At 69.3% G+C, this 17,619-nt stretch carries 17 protein-coding genes and 1 pseudogene; 8 read left to right on the top strand and 10 right to left on the bottom strand.

What is annotated here, in order from left to right:
* Positions 1 to 4 precede the first annotated feature (4 nt).
* Entirely contained in the window at positions 5 to 1,177 is a 1,173-nt protein-coding gene (locus tag RN901_RS07670; RefSeq protein ID WP_310757621.1) for a cysteine desulfurase family protein, read from the bottom strand.
* A gap of 188 nt (positions 1,178 to 1,365) precedes the next feature.
* Here RN901_RS07670 and RN901_RS07665 point away from each other — a divergent pair, with 188 nt between their 5' ends.
* Positions 1,366 to 1,659, top strand: a complete 294-nt coding sequence (locus RN901_RS07665; protein ID WP_310757619.1) for a hypothetical protein — start codon at positions 1,366 to 1,368, stop codon at positions 1,657 to 1,659.
* Positions 1,660 to 1,697: 38 nt separating this feature from the next.
* Here the strand turns inward: RN901_RS07665 and bshB1 are convergent, their stop codons facing one another.
* The 8 genes and pseudogenes from bshB1 to RN901_RS07625 form a co-directional block, all read right to left on the bottom strand.
* Positions 1,698 to 2,423: a bacillithiol biosynthesis deacetylase BshB1 gene (bshB1, locus tag RN901_RS07660; RefSeq protein ID WP_310757617.1), complete on the bottom strand. Its 726-nt coding sequence runs from the start codon at positions 2,421 to 2,423 to the stop codon at positions 1,698 to 1,700.
* A gap of 29 nt (positions 2,424 to 2,452) precedes the next feature.
* On the bottom strand, positions 2,453 to 3,757 hold the full coding sequence (locus RN901_RS07655) for an ABC transporter permease (RefSeq protein ID WP_310757615.1): 1,305 nt from the start codon (positions 3,755 to 3,757) through the stop codon (positions 2,453 to 2,455).
* A gap of 74 nt (positions 3,758 to 3,831) precedes the next feature.
* The gene (locus RN901_RS07650; protein ID WP_310757613.1) at positions 3,832 to 5,106 is read right to left on the bottom strand and encodes an ABC transporter permease; all 1,275 of its coding nucleotides are present in this window, start codon (positions 5,104 to 5,106) and stop codon (positions 3,832 to 3,834) included.
* 28 nt (positions 5,107 to 5,134) lie between these two features.
* On the bottom strand, positions 5,135 to 6,379 hold the full coding sequence (locus tag RN901_RS07645) for an ABC transporter permease (protein WP_310757611.1): 1,245 nt from the start codon (positions 6,377 to 6,379) through the stop codon (positions 5,135 to 5,137).
* A 327-nt stretch (positions 6,380 to 6,706) separates the two neighbouring features.
* Positions 6,707 to 7,372, bottom strand: a pseudogene (locus tag RN901_RS07640) (ABC transporter ATP-binding protein); the annotation flags it as partial.
* Between the two features lie 14 nt (positions 7,373 to 7,386).
* On the bottom strand, positions 7,387 to 8,700 hold the full coding sequence (locus RN901_RS07635; protein WP_310757607.1) for an efflux RND transporter periplasmic adaptor subunit: 1,314 nt from the start codon (positions 8,698 to 8,700) through the stop codon (positions 7,387 to 7,389).
* Positions 8,701 to 8,822: 122 nt separating this feature from the next.
* Positions 8,823 to 9,569, bottom strand: a complete 747-nt coding sequence (locus tag RN901_RS07630; RefSeq protein WP_310757605.1) for a YIP1 family protein — start codon at positions 9,567 to 9,569, stop codon at positions 8,823 to 8,825.
* Between the two features lie 38 nt (positions 9,570 to 9,607).
* Positions 9,608 to 10,315: a DUF6134 family protein gene (locus RN901_RS07625; RefSeq protein ID WP_310757603.1), complete on the bottom strand. Its 708-nt coding sequence runs from the start codon at positions 10,313 to 10,315 to the stop codon at positions 9,608 to 9,610.
* A gap of 116 nt (positions 10,316 to 10,431) precedes the next feature.
* Here RN901_RS07625 and RN901_RS07620 point away from each other — a divergent pair, with 116 nt between their 5' ends.
* Complete coding sequence (locus tag RN901_RS07620; RefSeq protein WP_310757602.1) at positions 10,432 to 11,967, top strand: YifB family Mg chelatase-like AAA ATPase; 1,536 nt, start codon at positions 10,432 to 10,434, stop codon at positions 11,965 to 11,967.
* On the opposite strand, the gene RN901_RS07615 is transcribed toward RN901_RS07620, so the two are convergent.
* Positions 11,964 to 12,602: an aminodeoxychorismate/anthranilate synthase component II gene (locus RN901_RS07615; RefSeq protein ID WP_310757600.1), complete on the bottom strand. Its 639-nt coding sequence runs from the start codon at positions 12,600 to 12,602 to the stop codon at positions 11,964 to 11,966. The genes RN901_RS07620 and RN901_RS07615 overlap by 4 nt on opposite strands.
* On the opposite strand from RN901_RS07615, the gene thpR reads away from it, so the two are divergent.
* The 6 genes from thpR (at position 12,601) to rplM (ending at position 17,591) form a co-directional block, all read left to right on the top strand.
* On the top strand, positions 12,601 to 13,233 hold the full coding sequence (thpR, locus tag RN901_RS07610; RefSeq protein WP_310757598.1) for an RNA 2',3'-cyclic phosphodiesterase: 633 nt from the start codon (positions 12,601 to 12,603) through the stop codon (positions 13,231 to 13,233). The genes RN901_RS07615 and thpR overlap by 2 nt on opposite strands.
* 39 nt (positions 13,234 to 13,272) lie before the next feature.
* A complete protein-coding gene (locus RN901_RS07605; RefSeq protein ID WP_310757595.1) occupies positions 13,273 to 13,920 on the top strand; it encodes a hypothetical protein in 648 nt (215 codons plus the stop codon).
* Positions 13,921 to 13,944: 24 nt separating this feature from the next.
* Positions 13,945 to 15,435, top strand: coding sequence for an aldehyde dehydrogenase family protein (locus RN901_RS07600; RefSeq protein ID WP_310757593.1), 1,491 nt, complete (start codon positions 13,945 to 13,947; stop codon positions 15,433 to 15,435).
* Between the two features lie 186 nt (positions 15,436 to 15,621).
* Positions 15,622 to 16,314: a signal peptidase I gene (gene lepB / locus RN901_RS07595; RefSeq protein WP_310757591.1), complete on the top strand. Its 693-nt coding sequence runs from the start codon at positions 15,622 to 15,624 to the stop codon at positions 16,312 to 16,314.
* A gap of 11 nt (positions 16,315 to 16,325) precedes the next feature.
* Positions 16,326 to 17,081: a sigma-70 family RNA polymerase sigma factor gene (locus tag RN901_RS07590; protein WP_310757589.1), complete on the top strand. Its 756-nt coding sequence runs from the start codon at positions 16,326 to 16,328 to the stop codon at positions 17,079 to 17,081.
* A 72-nt stretch (positions 17,082 to 17,153) separates the two neighbouring features.
* Complete coding sequence (rplM, locus tag RN901_RS07585; protein ID WP_310757587.1) at positions 17,154 to 17,591, top strand: 50S ribosomal protein L13; 438 nt, start codon at positions 17,154 to 17,156, stop codon at positions 17,589 to 17,591.
* Positions 17,592 to 17,619: the final 28 nt, after the last annotated feature.

Below are 17,619 nucleotides of genomic sequence, written 5' to 3'. Positions count from 1 at the left end.
GATCTCAGGCCGTAATGGCGACGACCCGCGCGGCGACCCGCGCGAGCGCATCCGCCGCCGCGTCGACGTCCGCCCGGGACGTGTCGTGGCCGAAGCTGAAGCGCACGGCCGCATACGGGACATCGCTGGTGATCCCGATTGCGTCCAGCACGTCGGAGCCGACGCTCGAGTCGGAGCCGCACGCCGACCCGCCCGAGACCGCGATCCCCTCGAAGTCGAGGGAAACGAGCACGGCTCCGCTGTCACACCCCGGAATCCCGACGCTGACGAGATTCGGCATCCGCAGCGGCGCGTCCCCGGCATGGATCCGGGCATCCGGAATCTCCGCCCGGATCCGCGCCTCGAGGTGATCGCGCAAGCCGGTCCAGCGCGCGACCGCCGCCTCGCGGTCCTCGAGCGCGAGCGCGAGCGCGGCCGCGAAGCCCGTCGCGCCGACCGGGTTCTGCGTGCCCGGCCACATGGACCGTTCCTGGCCGCCGCCATAGCTCAGCGGCTCCAGCGTCACCCCCGGCCGCCGGTAGAGGAGGCCGATCCCCACGGGCCCGCCGAGCTTGTGCGCCGTCGCCGACAGGAGATCGACCGGCGTCCGCTCGAGATCGCAGTCCACCTTCCCCAGCGCCTGCACGGCGTCCGTGTGTACGAGGGCCCCGTATTCGTGGCCCAGTTCGACGATGTCCCCCATCGCCTGGACCGTGCCGATCTCGTTGTTCGCCCACATCACCGAAATCAGCGTCGGCGCGTCCGGGTCCGCCGCGAGTTCCCGCCGCAGCCACGCGAGATCGATCGTCCCCGAGCGGTCCACGGGAATCCGCGCCGCGCGGGCCCCCTCAACGGCCCCGCGGTCCGCCGCCTCGAGGCACGCCTTGTGCTCGATCGCGGACACGAACACGCGCGGGCTGCGCCCCGGGTTCGCCCGGACGAAGCCGAGGATCGCGAGGTTGTCCGACTGCGTGCCGCCGCCCGTGAAGTAGATGGACGAGCGCGGGCCCCCGAGCAGATCCGCGATCCGCCCGCGCGCGACCTCCAGGCAGCGATGCGCCCGGCGCCCGGGGGCGTGCGCGCTCGCGGGATTGAAGCCGTCCCGCAGCTCCGCTCCCATGGCATCCCACACCTCCGGCCGCATGGGCCAGGTCGCCGCGTAATCGAGGTAAAGCCGCTCTTCTTCCGGCTGTATCATCGCCCTTTTTCGGTCAGGATTCGCCCGCCGAGCAAAGAGGGTCTATTGTGTCGAAGCTTCAAACGACGCCGCAACTCGGGATGGAGTACATGGAACCACCACGTTCCGCGCCGGGGGGCACCCCGCCGGCGCCAAACCCCACGGGGCCCACGTCCGACCCACAGAGCATACCGCCGCGCGGGGCCCCGGTGTTCCGCACCACCGTCCACGGACTCGCCTTCGAAGACCGCGCCCGCCACCTCGACGCCGTAGGCCCGAAGGAGGAACTCCTCCTGATTCCCGACCCGCCCGGAGGCGAACCCGACGATGTGTGGGTCCATATCCGCGATGGTGACCCCGTCGGCCACCTTCCCCGGGAGATCGGCGCCTGGCTCGCCCCGTGGATGCGGCGCGGCGGCGCGGCACGCGTGCAGGTGATCAAGGTGGGCGCCGAGTCGGTCCCGAGCTGGAAGCGCCTCCTCGTCGAGGTTCGCTGCGGCTGACGCCTTCAAGGCGCCCGGCGTCCGTGAAAGGCGCCTTTCTATAACGAGCGAACTCCGAGGCGTGTGACATCGCTCACGCGCATCGTCTCATCGGTATGGAACGGTTCGCCGTGCGGGGCCCGGACCAGCGAACCGTAGTGCCGCGACGCGGTTTCGATGCGTTCGACGAGCGGCTGTCCGGTGGGGAAGATCTCGCCCGCCGCCGTCGCGCCCTCGAACTGTGACGCGTAGCACCGCACCGCCTCGACCTTCCGCTGGAACTGCGCTTCCGTGAGCGGTACGACGAAGGTCGGCTTCACCGCATCCTCCCGGTACGCCATCGCATAGAGGACCTTCTCCGGCCGCCGCCCCGGTCCGCCTTCGTACTCCCGCAGTCCCGCGAGGAAACAGGCGTCGCGCGCGAGTTCCGAGGCGACCCGGTGATCGGGATGGCGGCCGCGCGGATAGGGAAGGATCACCGTCCGGGGGGCGAGACGCCTCAGGTGCTCCACGACGACGCCCCGCGCCTCCAGCGAGTTTTCGAGCCGCGCATCCGGCAGCCCGGCGTTGACCCGCACCCCGACGCCAAGCGCCGCCGCCGCCCGGCCCGCCTCCTCCGCCCGCAACTCGGGCGTCCCGCGCGAGCCCATCTCGCCCCGCGTCAGGTCCAGGATTCCGGTCCGGCGACCCTGTTCGGCGGCGCGCGCCAGCGTCCCGCCGCAGGTGAGCTCGGCGTCGTCCGGATGCGCCGCGATGGCAAGGAGGTCCAGCGGTGATTCGGTCATCGGGTGGTCAGCCGCTCGCTTTCAGCCGCCTACTCGTAGCGCAGCGCGTCGATGGGGTCCAACCCCGCGGCCCGGGAGGCCGGGTAGAGCCCGAAACCGATCCCGGTCAGCACCGATGCCGCAAGGGCGGCCAGGATCGACCACAGCGGCACGACCGCCGGCAGCGGCGTCAACTGATTCACGGCCCATACCATCGCGCCACCCAGCAGCATCCCCGTCGCGCCGCCGAGCAGCGTGAGCGTGGCCGCTTCGACCAGGAACTGCCACATGATGTCCCGGCGTCGCCCGCCCATCGCTTTCCGCAGCCCGATCTCGCGAGTCCGCTCCGTCACGGAGATCATCATGATGCCGATGACCCCCACGCCGCCGACCATGAGCCCGATGCTCGACAACCCGAGCATCGCCGCGAACAGGACGTTCGTCAGCTGACCCCAGAGACTCAGCAATTGCTCCTGGCTCAGCACCGCGAAGTCGTCCTCCTCGCTCGGCTCCAGTTGGCGAAGCTGCCGCATCCGCGCGTGCGTCGCGTCGAGCGCTATCTGAAGGTCGGCTTCGGGTTCCGGCCGCACGATGATGCTGACGGCCCGGTCCCAGACGGGCAGCAGCTTGTCCGCGCTCGCGAACGGTACCCACACGTAGTGCGACGCGAGGCCGGCGAACAGGTTGGCCGGCACCCGGTACACGCCGACCACGCGAAACATGGCTCCGCGGCTGCCTTCGCCGATCCGGATCTCGCGGCCGAGCGGATCGAGCGACCCGAACAGGTCGGCCGCCACGGTGGAATCGATCACGGCGACGGGCGCCCGCCGTTCGGCCTCGGGGTGCGTGAACCAACGTCCCGAGATGATGTCGCCGCTGTAGATCTCGAGATAGTCGGCCCCGACGCCGTAGAACGAGATCTCGACCCGGTCCGACCCGACGCTCGCCTCGAAGGCCCCCGGACCGAAATCGCCGGTGAGTTCGACGAACGGCGACGCGCTTCGGATGCCCGGGATGCGCCCGAGGTCCCTGGCCCACCGCGGATCGAGCGGCTTGTTCCTGAAGAGGTCCGGCTCCTCCTCGCCCAGAGGGCCGCCACCGAAGCCCGCCGACGTGAAGTCCCAGTGCGCCACGTAAAACGTCTCGACGCCGTTCGGGGACATCGCGTCTTCGAAGCTCTGGTTGATGCCGGTGATCGCGGCCGCCATCACCATCACGACGAGCACGCCGATGGTGACGCCCAGGATCGTGAGGCCGCTCCGAACCTTGTTGGCCCTGATCGAGTCGAAGGCGACCGCGATCCCTTCGGTGACCGTCGAAAGGAACCCCATGCCGCCGCGTGCCCGAGCGGTCATACGCGCCTCCCCGTCGCCCGCGGCTTCGATCGCCTGCCGGAGTCAGGTCGCGCGTTTCCTGCCGCGGGAGATGACTACTCGTAACGCAACGCGTCGATGGGGTCCAGACCCGCGGCCCGGGAGGCGGGGTAGAGTCCGAAGCCGACGCCGGTCAGGATCGAGGCGGCCAGCGCGGCCACGATCGACCACAGCGGCACGACGGCGGTGAGCGGCGTGGCCTGGTTCACGACCCACACGAGCCCGCCCCCGAGCAGCATGCCGGTCGCCCCGCCCAGCAGCGTGAGCGTGGCCGCTTCGACGAGGAACTGCCACATGATGTCGCGGCGGCGCCCGCCCATCGCCTTGCGGAGCCCGATCTCCCGGGTCCGCTCCGTGACGGAGATCATCATGATGCCGATGACGCCGACGCCACCGACCATGAGCCCGATGCTCGACAGGCCGACCATTGCGGCGAACAGCACGTTCGTCAGCTGGCCCCACAGCTCCATCATCTGATCGGGGGTCATGATGGCGAAGTCGTCTTCCTCGCCGACCTGCAGTCCCCGCAGTTGCCGCATGCGGGCGCGGGTCGCGTCGAGCGCGGTCTGCAGCTCCGTTTCCGGTTCCGGCCGCACGACGAAACTGATCTGCCGGTCCCACACCCGCAGCAGCTTGTCCGCCGTCGCGAAGGGCATCCACACGTAGTGCGAGACGAGGCCGGCGAAGAGGTTGGCGGGCACCCTGTAGATGCCGACCACGCGAACCCTCGCGTTCTCGCTGCCCCTGCTGACGCGAATGTCCCGTCCGATCGGATCCCGGGTCCCGAACAGCTCCACGGCGGTGGCCGAGTCGATCACGGTGACCGCCGCGCGCCGCTCGGCCTCCGACTGGGTGAACCAGCGGCCGGAGATGATATCGCCGCCAGAGATCTCGATATAGTCGGCGCCCACCCCGTAGAGTCCGATCTCGACCCGGTCGCCCTCGGAGGAGGCCTCGTAGCCCGACCCCGCCAGATCCACGATGGGCGCCGCGCTCTGGATCCCCTCGACCCGACCCAGTTCCTTCGCCCATTCCGGTTTCAGCGGGGGGTTCCTGAAGAAAGCGTCCTCCCCTTCTTCGAGCGGGCCGCTGATTTGCATCGAGGAAAAGTCGAAGTGCGCCACCCAGAACGTCGTGATCCCCTCCGGGGCCATCAGCTCCGAGAAGCTCCGGTTGATCCCGGTGATCACCGCCGCCATCACCATGACGACGAGGACTCCGATCGTCACGCCGAGGATCGTGAGACCGCTCCGCACCTTGTTCGCCCCGAGCGAGTCGAAGGCGACGGCGATCCCTTCTGTGACCGTCGCGATGAACCCCATGCCTCGCATGCGCCGTCCTCCCGGGCTCACCGCAACCTCACTCGAACCTGAGGGCTTCGATCGGGTCGAGCCGGGCGGCTCGATAGGCGGGATAGAGGCCGGAAACGATCCCTACCCCGAGCCCGAGAATGAGGGAGATGATCATCGCCGGCACCGATACGGCGGCCGGCAGCGGCGTGAGTTGTTCGACGAGCAGCGCCATCCCGAATCCGGAGCCGATACCCAATGCCGCCCCCAGAATCGAGAGGGTCGATGCCTCGGTCAGGAACTGGAACAGGACGTCCCGCCGCTTCGCGCCGAGGGACTTGCGGAGCCCGATCTCCCGCGTCCGGTCCGTGACCGAGAGCAGCATGATGTTCATGATCACGATGCCGCCCACCACCAGCGAGATCCCGACCAGGCCGGGCAGCGCCGTCATCAGAACCCGGTTGATCGTCTCCCACGCATCGAGCAGTCCACCCGAAGTGTCGATGCCGAAATTGTTCGGCTCGGAGGGCCGCAGGCGCCGGTTGGAGCGCATCGCGCCCTCCACCTCCGCCATGGCCGGTTCCAGTTCGTCGATCGACCCCATCTTGACGGTGATCCCGTCGACCTCCAGCCGCCGGCGCGCCACGGTGCGCTGAAACGTCTCGAAGGGAACGAGTATGGCCGCATCGCGCAGATTCCCCGCGAGGCCGCCCTGCGCCTCCAGCACGCCGACGACCCTGAAACCGTGCCCGCCCGCCCGGATGCGCTTGTCGATGGGCGAGGTCGTGGGGAAGAGCCGTTCGGCGATCTGGGCGCCGATGACGGCGACCGGGAGCGCCTGCTGGTCATCGATCGGCGTCAGGCCCCGCCCATCCACCACCTTCCACCCCTGGACCGCCTCGTACTCCGGCGAACCCCCGACCATGAGGACATTGCGCCGCTCGTACTGCCCGTAGCGAGCCGAGCCCGCGACATCTCGCGCATAGTAGGCCAGGTATTGGGCGTCGGGCGCCGCGGCCTGCACCACCGCCACGTCCTCCATCGTGAGTTGGGGATTGCGGCGCTGCCGGCGTCGCTCGGCCTCATCGACACGGCCGGTCTGAATCTGCGGCCGTCGCACGACGGTGAACGTGTTCACGCCGAAGAGGGAACCCGCGAAGTCGTCCCGTACGTAGCTGTTCATGCCCTCGACGATCGTGATGACCGCCATGAGGAAGGTGATCCCGATGATGATGCCGAGGAGCGCGAAGAACGACTTCAGCTTCTGCGCCCATACCTGTTGGAGCGAAAGGCGAATGCCCTCCCAGAATCTCATCGGCGGAACGTCGCTCGGCCGCTAGCGGCCGCCATCGACGGGCGGCGTGGGCGGGGGCGCCCACGGGTTCGAGATGGGGCGCGGCGTTCCCGGGGCCGGAGGGGCGGCCTCGGGCGGCACCGGGTCCATCGGAGCGGCCGTCGGTGGCGGTGCCGACGGGGTGATCTCCGGGGGCGGCGACGGAGCGGTCTCAGGGGGCGGTGTCGGCTCGGGCGTCGCCTCCGGCGCCGGCTGGGCCTCCGGGCTCGCCGATGCGCCGTCCGCGACCGAAGCCGCCGTGGGCTGCTGGATGCCGCGCGCGAGGTATTCGTCCACCGACATCTGCGCCTCGACCTTGCCGTCGACGAGCGTGATCACGCGCTGCGAGCGGGCCGCGATGTCGTACTCGTGCGTGACCATGATGATGGTCTGGCCGTTCTCGTGCAGCGTGTCGAACACATCCATGATCTCCTCGGAGGTCGAGGAGTCGAGGTTCCCTGTCGGCTCGTCCGCGAGGAGGATCGAGGGGTCGTTGACGAGCGCCCTCGCGATGGCCACGCGCTGGCGCTGACCGCCGGACAGCTCGTTCGGTTTGTGGTCCATCCGGTCGGCCAGCTGAACGACCTCGAGCGCCTGCTCCGCCCTCTGCTGCCGGTCCCGGCTCGACACGCCCGCGTAGATGAGCGGCAGCTCCACGTTGTGCAGCGCCGTCGCCCGCGGCAGGAGGTTGAACGTCTGGAACACGAAACCGATCTCCCGGTTTCGAATCCGGGCCAGGCTGTCGTCGCTCAGGTCCTGGACCGCCTGTCCGTTGAGCACGTACTCCCCGCTCGTCGGGGAATCGAGGCAGCCGATCATGTTCATGAGCGTCGACTTGCCCGAACCCGACGGCCCCATGATCGACACGTACTCGTTGCGGAGAATCTCGATGTCCACGCCCGCCAGCGCGTGCACCGTCTCCGTGCCCATCACGTACTCCTTCCTCAGATCGCGCGTGACGATGATCGACTTCATGTGTCCGTTCCCGCTCATCGTCCGTCCTCTCCGTTGACCGCGGCGTCGCTCCCCCCGCTACCGTCTTCGCGGTTGGCCGCGCCGCCACCGGCCGGCGCGTCGATCCGGATCCGGCTCCCGTCGCTGAGTTCGCGGATCGCCTGGAACGAGCCCGAGACGACGGTCGTCCCGAGTTCGATCCCGGACATGACCTCGAAGTAGTTCTCGCCCGCGATACCGATCTCCACGGGCCGGAAGCGGACGATGTCGCCCTCCACGACGAAGACGCCCTCGATGTCCCGCGCCGCGTCGGATCGCGGAGCGCTCGGCAGGTTCTCGTTCGGGATCTCCTCGTACTCGTCCGCATCCATCAGCGTGAGCGCCGTGATCGGGATGCTGGGTACCTGGTCGCGGGTGGCCGTGATCACGTCGGCCGTGGCCGACAGGTCCGGCCTGATCCCTTCGGGCGGCTCACGAAGTTCGATGCGCACCTCGAAGTCGATCGCCTGGGCCGAACCGCCGGACGTGGCCGGATTCAGGGGGACGATCGAGCTGTTGCCGATCTCGGTGACGGTTCCCACGAAGCGCCGGTTCGGGAAGGCGTCGATCTCCACGTAGGCCGAGTCGCCGATGGTGATATCGGGCACGTCCGTTTCGTCCACCTCGATCACGGCCTCCATGACGGAAAGGTCCGCGACGGTGAGGAGCAGGCTGCCCGGATTGTTCATCGTCCCGACGATCGCGGTCTCGCCGCGCTCGACGTTGAGCCGCGTGATCCGGCCCGACATGGGCGCCCGGATCGTCGTCTTCCCGAGCCGGTCCCGTTCCTGGTCGAGGCTCGCCTCGGCCTGGTGGACCTGGTGCTCCGAGGCCTCGAGCAGCCGGTTCTGGACGTCGGCGTTCGTCACCGCCTGCTCGACTTCCGCCTCGGTCACGAAGTCGGTCCCCCGCGCCTGCAACGCCGTGAGCCGGTCCGCGTCCCGCTGCGCCTGCCGGTAGGTCGCCCCCTGCTGGGCGAGGTTGGCCTGCGCCTGGGCGAGACCGGCCTCGGCCCGTTCCACGGCCGCCCTGAAGAGGGCCGGATCGATCTGAAGCAGGAGGTCTCCCTCCTCCACGTCCTGCCCTTCCTCCACCGGGAGTTCGATGATCCGCCCGGCGACGTCCGTGGTGATGTCCACGTGCGTCTTCGGTTCTATGTGGCCCGTCGCGGAGACGTCGTCGATGAGATCCCGCAGCCCGACGGCCTCCACGCGGACCTCGACGGCGCCGCGCCCCTCCCGCTGCGTGGCGAGGAATCCCATGGTCGCGAGAAGTACAACCACGACGACCGCGATGATCGCTTTCTTCATCCTGTACAAGGACCTTTATTTCGAGACTCGGCGGGCGGTTCGGGCAACCGCATGGCCCGCGCCCGGGGGTACGTCATGGGTACGTCACGGGTACGTTGGCGCGACGTGCGCGGTTTCACTTGCTAGCCCGCCAGACCGGCGAGGAGACCCGCGAACCCCGCGAGCGCCGCCACCAGGATCAGGTAGAGCACGAGCAGATACGTCGTGCCCGCCGCCACGGACCGCCCCGGATAGAAGCGGCTCACCGCCACCCCGAGCACCCCGCACGTCCAAACAGAGAAGATGTTGATTCCGTTTAGGAACCTGCCGATGAACCCCTCCATCTCGGGCAGGAAGAGACCGGGCGTGAGGGTCACGATCTCCGCGCCGGCCGCCATCAGGCCGATGGAGACGATCCCTCCCGCCGTGTAGACGTACATGGCGTGCGCGCCGGCGCTGAACAGCTGCCTGAAGCTGGCCTCGCCCCCCATGATGACGTTGAACGCGATGAGGAGAAGTCCCGCGATGAGCGAGAGTATGAGAGGCGTCGCGATGACCGCACCCGCGATGACCCCGACCGCTCCGGGCGAAACGGCCGCATCGACCTGCTGCTCCAGCACCGCGGGGTCGGTTCCCGCCGGTATGAAGTCCGAGATCCGGGCCTCCGCCGCCCTCCGCAAGACGTCCTCGGGGACGACGACCGGCGTAAGGAACTGAAGCGCAATGCTCACGCCGATCAGCGCCAGAACGGCGCCCATCCAGGCGGGCTGGTGACGCAGGGCGTCGAACAGCTTCGCCGGCGAGACGAAGACCTGCACGATGCGCACGGGCAGCGAGGGGATCCCGTGCTCCTCCACCGATGCCTCGGACGATTCCGGATGGTGTTCCATCTTCTCCTCCAGTCTGTCTCAGCTCCCGGCAGCCTGTCTCAGCTCCCGGCCGGGGCGCGCAGGGCCTCGCGTCCCGCGGCGTCCAGGACGCGGAGCAGCCGGTCGTCCGCGTCGAGCCACACCTGGTGCCGGGCGCCTTCCATGTCCACATCGTAGCGGGTCGCGTCCACCGACTCCTCGTCGAGCGAAACCCGTTCCTCCGTCCGCGCCGCGAGGCGCACGGTCACGGTCCGGCCATCGAGGGGCAGGATCGCCTTCAGCCGCCCATCCGGCGCTTCTCTGAGCGCACGCACGAGCACGAGATAGTGATGCGCGATCCCCGGCTGCAGGATCGCGGCCACATCCTGGACCGGGTACTCCTTCCAGCGCTCGCCGTCCGGCGTCGCGAAGTGGAAGCGGATCCGGTCGGGGAAACGCTCCCCGCTCACGAGAGCCGATACCCCGTCGCGAATCTCATATTTCACCGGAAGCAGGTTGAGATCCATCTGCAGGCGTATCTGCCATGCGGCCCGCTGCACCATCTCGACGGTGGCGAACGCGTTAACCGTGGATCCGGTCTGCCAGACCCGGAAGCGCTCCGTCCCCACGCGGCGCCCCGCTTCGCGCAGGTAGAGGTGGCCGGAGTCCAGTTCCTGCGCGGCCAGCGGGAGGGGATTCGGCAGGGCGGCGAGCAGCGGACTCAGCAGGAGCACTCCGAGCAGCCCGCGGCAAAAGCCCCGCTGCGTTCGAGCGGCGCCGCATCTCACCCTCTTCTCCACTCTTCCGCCTTGTTCCTGGGCCGTTCTTGAGGACCGGTTGAGACCGGCCCCGATCATGACTCACGGTGAAGTTACAAGGCTGCGCGGACGGGAGCGAAAGAAGAATGCCGGAGTGGGTGGGGTCGGCCTCGGTAATGTCGGCGGCGGTGATGGGGCTCGACGTGCGGCCGGTGAGCGTGGAGGTGTCGCTGATCAGGGGGACGCCGATCATGCAGATCGTCGGTCTCGCGCAGAGCGCGGTGCGCGAGGGCCGCGAGCGAATCCGGGCCGCGGCGGCGCAGTTGGGCCTTCACGTTCCCGGGCTTCGCATCACGGTGAACCTGGCGCCGGCGGATCTTCCCAAGACCGGGGCCGCGCTGGACCTGCCGATCATGCTCGGAATCCTGTGCGCGAAGGGGGACCTCCCTCAGGATGCCCTCGACGGGACGCTGGCCGTGGGCGAACTCGGGCTCGACGGTTCCCTGCGGTCCATCCGGGGCGCCCTTCCGATCGCGCTCTTCGCGGCCGCGAACCCGCGCGTCGCGCGCCTCCTCCTGCCGGTCGCGAACCTGCGGGAAGCGGCGGCGGCGGAAGGGATCGCCGTGGGTGGCTCGGAGTCGCTGACCCATATTCTCGCTGCTCTGAATGGCGAAGTCCGGCTCCGCGCACCACTGGCTCTCGTGTCTCCCGCCGTTGGGACGACGGGCGGCCGCGGGCCGGACGACGGCGGGTTCGATCTGTCCGCCGTGAAGGGGCAGCCCGTCGCCAAGCGGGCGCTGGAGATCGCGGCCGCCGGAGGGCACAACCTCCTCCTTTCGGGCTGCCCGGGCTCCGGAAAGACGAGTCTCGCGCGCTGCCTCCCCGGTCTCCTCCCTGTCCTCGACGTCAGAGAGGCGGTGGACGTGACGGTGATTCACAGCGTCGCCGGCCTCGTGGCCGACGGCTCGGGGCTCAAGCGGGCCCGGCCCTTCCGCGCGCCGCACCATTCGATCAGCGAGGCCGGGCTCATCGGCGGCGGGACTCGTCCGCGGCCGGGCGAGGCCTCTCTCGCGCATCACGGCGTGCTCTTTCTCGATGAACTTCCGGAGTTCGGGCGCCGCACGCTGGAGGCGCTGCGCCAGCCGATCGAGGAGGGACAGGTGCGGATCGTCCGCGCCGCCGGGTCGGCCAGCTTTCCCTCCGAGTTCACGCTCGTGGCCGCGATGAACCCGTGTCCGTGCGGCTTCCTGGGCGTGCCGGGCCGCTGCCGCTGTCCCGAGGACACGGTGCTGCGCTACCGCCGCCGGGTCAGCGGGCCGCTTCTCGACCGGATCGATATGCTCGTCGACGTTCCGGCCCTGCGCTGGGAGCAACTCGCGGACGCGGCACCCGGCGAGACGAGCGCCGTCGTGCGGGCCCGGGTGTCGAAGGCCCGTGCCCGCGCGGCCCGCCGCCACGGAACGACCAACGCGCGGATCCCGCCGGTCCGTCTCGAGGAGGCGTGCCGGGTCGACCGGGGCGGCCGTTCGCTCCTGCGGAAGGCCGTGACGCATCTCGGCCTCACGGCCCGCGGCTACCACCGCGCGCTTCGCGTCTCACGCACTATCGCGGATTTGGAGGAACGGGTCGGCGTATCCGAGGACCACGTCGCCGAGGCGATTCGTTTCCGCGGACCCTGCTAGGGCAGCGCGTCGGCCGGGAGTTCGGGGCAGGGGGCCGCCTCCACGGGCTCAGAGGCGGGAACATCCCCCCTTCCGAGCGCGAGGAAGTTCTCGAGCAGGCGGCGTCCCCCCGCCGTGAGTACGGCTTCGGGGTGGAACTGCACGCCCCACAGGGGCCACGACGCGTGCTCGAGGGCCATGACTTCGCCCTCCTCCGTACGGGCCGTGACCCGCAGGCCGGCCCCCGGCTCGCCGGGATCCACGACCAGCGAATGGTAGCGGGTGACCTCGAGCGGCGAGGGGAGGCCCGCGAACAGCCCGCGCCCTTCGTGCCGGATCGCCGACAGGCGGCCGTGCATCGGACGCGCGGCCCGGACGACGCGTCCGCCGGTCGCCGCGGCGATACACTGGTGTCCGAGACAGACGCCGAGAATCGGGATCTCCGCGCCCACCGCCCGGATCACCTCGACGGAAACGCCGGCTTCGGCGGGCGTGCAGGGACCCGGCGAGATGACGATGTGCGAGAAGCCTTCGTCCCCCAGCGTTCCCGGATCGACGTCATCGTTGCGCCGCACCCGCACCGTCTCCCCAAGTTCCTCGAGGTACCTAGAGAGGTTGAAGGCGAACGAATCGTAGTTGTCGATGAGGAGGATCATGGCAGGCGCAGGATATGTCGCCCCCGACGTCCGGTCGAGGCTCTTCGTGGCCATCCTCCTCCCCTCCGCGATCCGCGCCGACCTGGCACGCGCGACCGCGGCGCTGCGGGCGCTCGAGGGCGTGCGGCCGGTGCGCGCGGAGCAACTGCACCTCACGCTGCGCTTCATCGGGGAGGTCGACCGCGGCCTCGAGGCGCCGCTCGCGCGGGAGATCGCCGCCGCGACGGAGGCGCAGCCGGGCTTCCCGATCCGGCTGGGCGGTGCCGGCGTCTTCCCCTCCCACCGTCGCGCGCGCGTCGTCTGGGTCGGTGTCGAGGAGACGCCCGACCTCGCCGCGCTGCAGCGCTCCGTGGAGGAAGCCGTGGTCCGCGCCGGCGTGGCCCCCGACCCGCGCCGCTTCCGCCCGCACGTGACGGTGGGACGAATCCGCCGCCCCCCGCCACCCGTAGGTTTGGCGGGCGCCATCGCGCGCGTCCGCTTCGAGACCACGGTGGACGTTCGGCGCGTGTCACTGATGCGGAGCGAACTTCTCCCCCGCGGCGCGCGGCACACGGAAGTCGCCGCCTCCCGGCTGGCGGGCGGCGCCGATGACGCGGGCGGCACCGATGACGCCCGCCGCGCACGGCGCTAGCTTTTCCTCTTTCCCCGATTCCGGTCGGAGGCGGTCGACATGGGTGTTTTCCGAAAGCTCTTCAAGGGCCTGGGCTTTCTCATCTTCCTTCTGATTCTGCTGATCGTCGGCTGGATCTTTCGCGGAGACATCGAAGCGTGGCTCGCGAACGCGGGCGCGGATGAAATCGTCGTCGCGGAATCCACGCCGGAATTCGGTCCCGAGGCGGCGGCGCGGGTGGACGCGGCCCTGCGGGAGCTGGCGGCCGGCGGCGGGGCGGCCGAGACGCGGTTCACAGAGACGGAACTCCAGAGCTACGTACGCTACCGGCTGACCTCCCTGCTGCCGGCCGGCGTCGGCGAGCCCGCCGTCGAACTGCGCGACTCGACCGTCGCCTTCACCGTCATGCTCAACTTCACGCAACTCCCGATCGCCGCGGACATGGCGTCGAGCCTGGCGAGGACGCTCGGGGATTCCGCCCGGGTCGCCGGAGAGGTCCTCCCGCGAGTGGGGGAGAGCGGCGAAGGACGCCTCGACCTCGTGAGTCTCCAGGCGGGCATCCTCCCGGTGCCCCCGATGATGCTGGGCATGGCCGCGCAGCAAATGGGGTTGCGTGCGGACGGACGAACCGTGCTCTTCGACATCCCCGAGACCGTCGTCGACGTCCGGGTGGAAAACGAGGAGGTCGTCCTCCTCATGGATCGCTAATCCAAGCGCGGAGTTCCTCCGGCCATGGCTGAGAAGTTCCTCAACTACATCGCGGGTGAGTGGACTGCGCCCGCCACGGGCGCATACATCGAGAACCGAAACCCGGCGCGCACGTCGGACCTCATCGGCCTCTTCCCTGACACCGGCGCGGCGGAACTGGACGCGGCCGTGGCCTCGGCGCAGCGCGGCTTCGAGCGCTGGTCCAGGACGCCGGCCCCGGAGCGGGGCCTGGTCCTGAAGACTGCGGGGGACCTCCTCACGCGGCACAAGGAGGACCTCGCGCGCACGGCCACGCGCGAGATGGGGAAGGTGCTCGACGAAACGCGCGGCGACGTCCAGGAGGCCATCGACACGGCCTACTACGCGGCGGTCGAGGGCCGGCGCCTCTTCGGACGCACGGCGCCCTCCGAGCTGAGGAGCAAGTGGGCCATGTCATTCCGGCGTCCGATCGGCGTGTTCGGGATCATCACCCCCTTCAACTTCCCGGTCGCGGTCCCGAGCTGGAAGATCTTTCCCGCGCTGCTGTGCGGGAACAGCATCATCTACAAGCCCTCGGAGGATGTGCCCCACAGCGCGCACCGGTTCGTGGAAATCCTGCTCGAGGCCGGCCTGCCGCCCGAGTGCGTGCAGTTGCTGCACGGCCGCGGCGAGACGATCGGGAACGCCATCGTCGAACACCCCGGCGTCCCCGGCCTCTCCTTCACCGGATCCACGGAGACGGGCAGCCGGATCGGCGAGGTCGCGGGCCGCATGCACAAGCGCCTCTCCCTCGAGATGGGCGGCAAGAACGCACAGATCGTCATGGCGGACGCGGATCTCGACCTTGCCCTCGAGGGCGTGCTGTGGGGCGCCTTCGGCACGACGGGACAGCGCTGCACCGCGACGAGCCGACTCCTGGTGCAGAGCGAGGTCCACGACGAGTTCGTGGAGAGACTGTGCTACGAAGCGCGCTCCCTCCGCCTCGGCGACGGGCAGGAGGCCGGCGTCGACGTGGGCCCCCTCATCCACGAGGCCGCGCGCGAGAAGTGCGAACGCTACATCGCGATCGCCCGCGACGAGGGGGCGACGGTCGCGACGGGGGGCGGACGGCCGGCGGAGAGCGGCCTCGGCGACGGCTGGTTCTTCGAGCCGACGGTCCTCGCGGGCGTCGACCGGGAACACCGGGCCGCGCGCGAGGAGATTTTCGGGCCGGTGCTCTCGGTGATCCGCTTCGACACGATCGACGAAGCTTTCGACATCAACAACGAAGTTCCCTACGGACTCTCGTCGTCGATCTACACGCGGGACGTGACCGCATCCTTCCGCGCCGTGGAGGAACTCGACAACGGGATCACCTATGTGAACGCGCCCACCATCGGCGCGGAGGCGCACCTCCCCTTCGGCGGCGTCAAGAACACGGGCAACGGGCACCGTGAAGGGGGGTGGGAAGTCTACGAGTTCTACACGGAAACGAAGGTGGCGTACGTCGATTACAGCGGCACGCTGCAGCGCGCGCAGATCGACGTCGACTGGTGAGGCAGGGAGGTGAGACCCCGTTGAGCATCGCCCGTACATCAGAGGGTGCGGCCGGCCCGCTCGCGGGACCGCCAGTCACCGGGTTGTGGAACAGGGAAGGGTGGGATGGAAAAACAATCGACTGAGAGAACCGTCCGCAGGTTTCGCGCTCCCACGGGGCGGGGGCGCCGGGGTCGCGACGCGTCCGTGGGCCGATGGATGTGGGAGTGGACGAAGTCCATCTTCATCGCCCTCGTCCTGTTTCTCTTCATCCGGACCTTCGTCGTGGAGGCCTTCCAGATCCCGACCGCCTCCATGGAGAACACGCTTCTGATCGGCGACTTTCTCCTCGTCAACAAGATGGTGTACGGAGCCGAAATCCCCGGTACCGACCTGGAGTTTCCCGCGTTCGGCGAGCCCTCGCGCGGTGACGTCATCGTGTTCGAGCCGCCCGACTCCGCCGAGCAGCCCCCGCGCACGAACTACGTGAAGCGAATCGTCGGGATGCCGGGAGACACCCTGCGCATGCGGCGGGCACGGCTCTTCGTGAACGGAGTCCCGTTCGAGGAACCCTATGTGAAGGCGGCGTCGAACTTCCCCGACGCCCCGAGCCCGAAGTTCGCCTGGCAGCGCCGGTACCTGACCGATGGCGCGCGCCGCTCCGGGGCCGTGACGACGCGAAACAACTGGGGGCCTCTCGTCGTGCCGGAGGACAGCTACTTCGTCATGGGCGACAACCGGTCGAACTCCGAGGATTCCCGCTACTGGGGCTTCGTGCCCAGGGATGCGATACGGGGAAGACCCTTCCTCGTGTACTATTCGTACGCGCGCGAGCCGCAGGGCCCCCTGGCCTGGCTCACCGAGATCCGCTGGGACCGGATTCTGCGCGGCGTCGACTGAGGTCGACCCGGATGGTCCGCATATTCGAACGCTACCTGGCGGACATCGGTCGCGAGAGCCTGCTCGACGCGAAGACCGAAGTGGAACTGGCGCGGCGGAGTCGGGCCGGCGACCAGGCGGCGCGGAGGCGGCTCGTCAGCGCGAATCTCCGCTTCGTCGTGTCGGTCGCGCGCGGCTACCGCGGCCGTGGCGTCCCGCTGGCCGATCTCGTGAACGAGGGGAACCTGGGGCTCGTGCGCGCCGCGGATCGCTTCGATCCGGAGCGCGGCGTCCGTTTCATCAGCTACGCACACTACTGGGTGCGGCGGGCCATGAGGCAGGCCATCGTCGATCAGGGCGATCACCGGGTGCCCGGCGAACCCGTCGCGCACCGCTTCTCCCTCGACGAGATGGCTCCCGGCCGCGCCTGCACCTTCGAGGAACTGCTGCCCGACGAACACGCGCCCGAACCCGGAGCCGGGCTGATTCGGGAGCGGCTGCGGGCGGCCATCGAGACGAGTCTGGCCGACCTCCCGCCGCTCGAATCGGAGGTCGTGCGCCGCTACTTCGGTCTCGGGTTCAGGAGACCGCAGACGCCCGCCGAGATTTCGGCGGCGCTCGACGTGTCCCGCGAGCGGACACGCCGGCTCAAGGAGCGCGGCCTCTCGCGGCTGCGCGCGGGCGCCGAGCGGTCCGGGCTCGTTCGCTTCGTCAACGACGGCGCGCCCCGCGCCGAAAGCCAGGATGCGCCTTTCCACGCGATTGACTTCGTGCGAGGCGCTGAATAGCTTCACGGGCTATCATTTTCACGCGCTCGGCATCCGTCCCGCCGGGCGGTTTTTTTGAGGTGGGCAGAACGAATGAAGACGTACTCGGTGAAGGCGGGGGAGATCGAACGGGACTGGTACGTGGTCGACGCCGCGGATCAGGTTCTCGGCCGTCTCGCGACGAGGATCGCGAGCGTCCTTCGCGGAAAACACAAGCCGATCTACAGCACGCACCTCGACACCGGCGACTACGTCGTCGTAGTGAACGCGGAGCGTGTGCGGCTGACCGGGAACAAGGCGGATCAGAAGGAATACTTCCGGCATTCCGGCTATATGGGCGGAGAGCGCTTCATCCCCTTCCGGCGCATGCTCGATCGACACCCCGACCGGGTGATCAAGCTGGCCGTGAAGGGCATGCTGCCGAAGAACACGCTCGGCCGGCAGATGCTCGGAAAGTTGAGAGTGTACGCGGGGCCGGAGCATCCGCACGCGCCTCAGCACCCCCGCCCCTTCGAAACGATCGCGGAATAGCGACGGCGCGCACAGCGACTGCCAGGGA

It is taken from the genome of Candidatus Palauibacter soopunensis (assembly GCF_947581735.1).
GTDB lineage: Bacteria > Gemmatimonadota > Gemmatimonadetes > Palauibacterales > Palauibacteraceae > Palauibacter > Palauibacter soopunensis.
Note: the sequence above shows the minus strand (reverse complement) of the source record. Positions and strands in the feature narration are given on the sequence as shown.

Bases quoted from the DNA above. Each gene is read 5' to 3' on its own strand.
- RN901_RS07670 (WP_310757621.1), bottom strand. From the start codon at position 1,177: ATGATACAGCCGGAAGAAGAGCGGCTTTACCTCGATTACGCGGCGACC.
- bshB1 (WP_310757617.1), bottom strand. From the start codon at position 2,423: ATGACCGAATCACCGCTGGACCTCCTTGCCATCGCGGCGCATCCGGAC.
- RN901_RS07655 (WP_310757615.1), bottom strand. From the start codon at position 3,757: ATGACCGCTCGGGCACGCGGCGGCATGGGGTTCCTTTCGACGGTCACC.
- RN901_RS07650 (WP_310757613.1), bottom strand. From the start codon at position 5,106: ATGCGAGGCATGGGGTTCATCGCGACGGTCACAGAAGGGATCGCCGTC.
- RN901_RS07645 (WP_310757611.1), bottom strand. From the start codon at position 6,379: ATGAGATTCTGGGAGGGCATTCGCCTTTCGCTCCAACAGGTATGGGCG.
- RN901_RS07635 (WP_310757607.1), bottom strand. From the start codon at position 8,700: ATGAAGAAAGCGATCATCGCGGTCGTCGTGGTTGTACTTCTCGCGACC.
- RN901_RS07630 (WP_310757605.1), bottom strand. From the start codon at position 9,569: ATGGAACACCATCCGGAATCGTCCGAGGCATCGGTGGAGGAGCACGGG.
- RN901_RS07620 (WP_310757602.1), top strand. From the start codon at position 10,432: ATGCCGGAGTGGGTGGGGTCGGCCTCGGTAATGTCGGCGGCGGTGATG.
- thpR (WP_310757598.1), top strand. From the start codon at position 12,601: ATGGCAGGCGCAGGATATGTCGCCCCCGACGTCCGGTCGAGGCTCTTC.
- RN901_RS07615 (WP_310757600.1), bottom strand. From the start codon at position 12,602: ATGATCCTCCTCATCGACAACTACGATTCGTTCGCCTTCAACCTCTCT.
- RN901_RS07605 (WP_310757595.1), top strand. From the start codon at position 13,273: ATGGGTGTTTTCCGAAAGCTCTTCAAGGGCCTGGGCTTTCTCATCTTC.
- RN901_RS07600 (WP_310757593.1), top strand. From the start codon at position 13,945: ATGGCTGAGAAGTTCCTCAACTACATCGCGGGTGAGTGGACTGCGCCC.
- RN901_RS07590 (WP_310757589.1), top strand. From the start codon at position 16,326: ATGGTCCGCATATTCGAACGCTACCTGGCGGACATCGGTCGCGAGAGC.
- rplM (WP_310757587.1), top strand. From the start codon at position 17,154: ATGAAGACGTACTCGGTGAAGGCGGGGGAGATCGAACGGGACTGGTAC.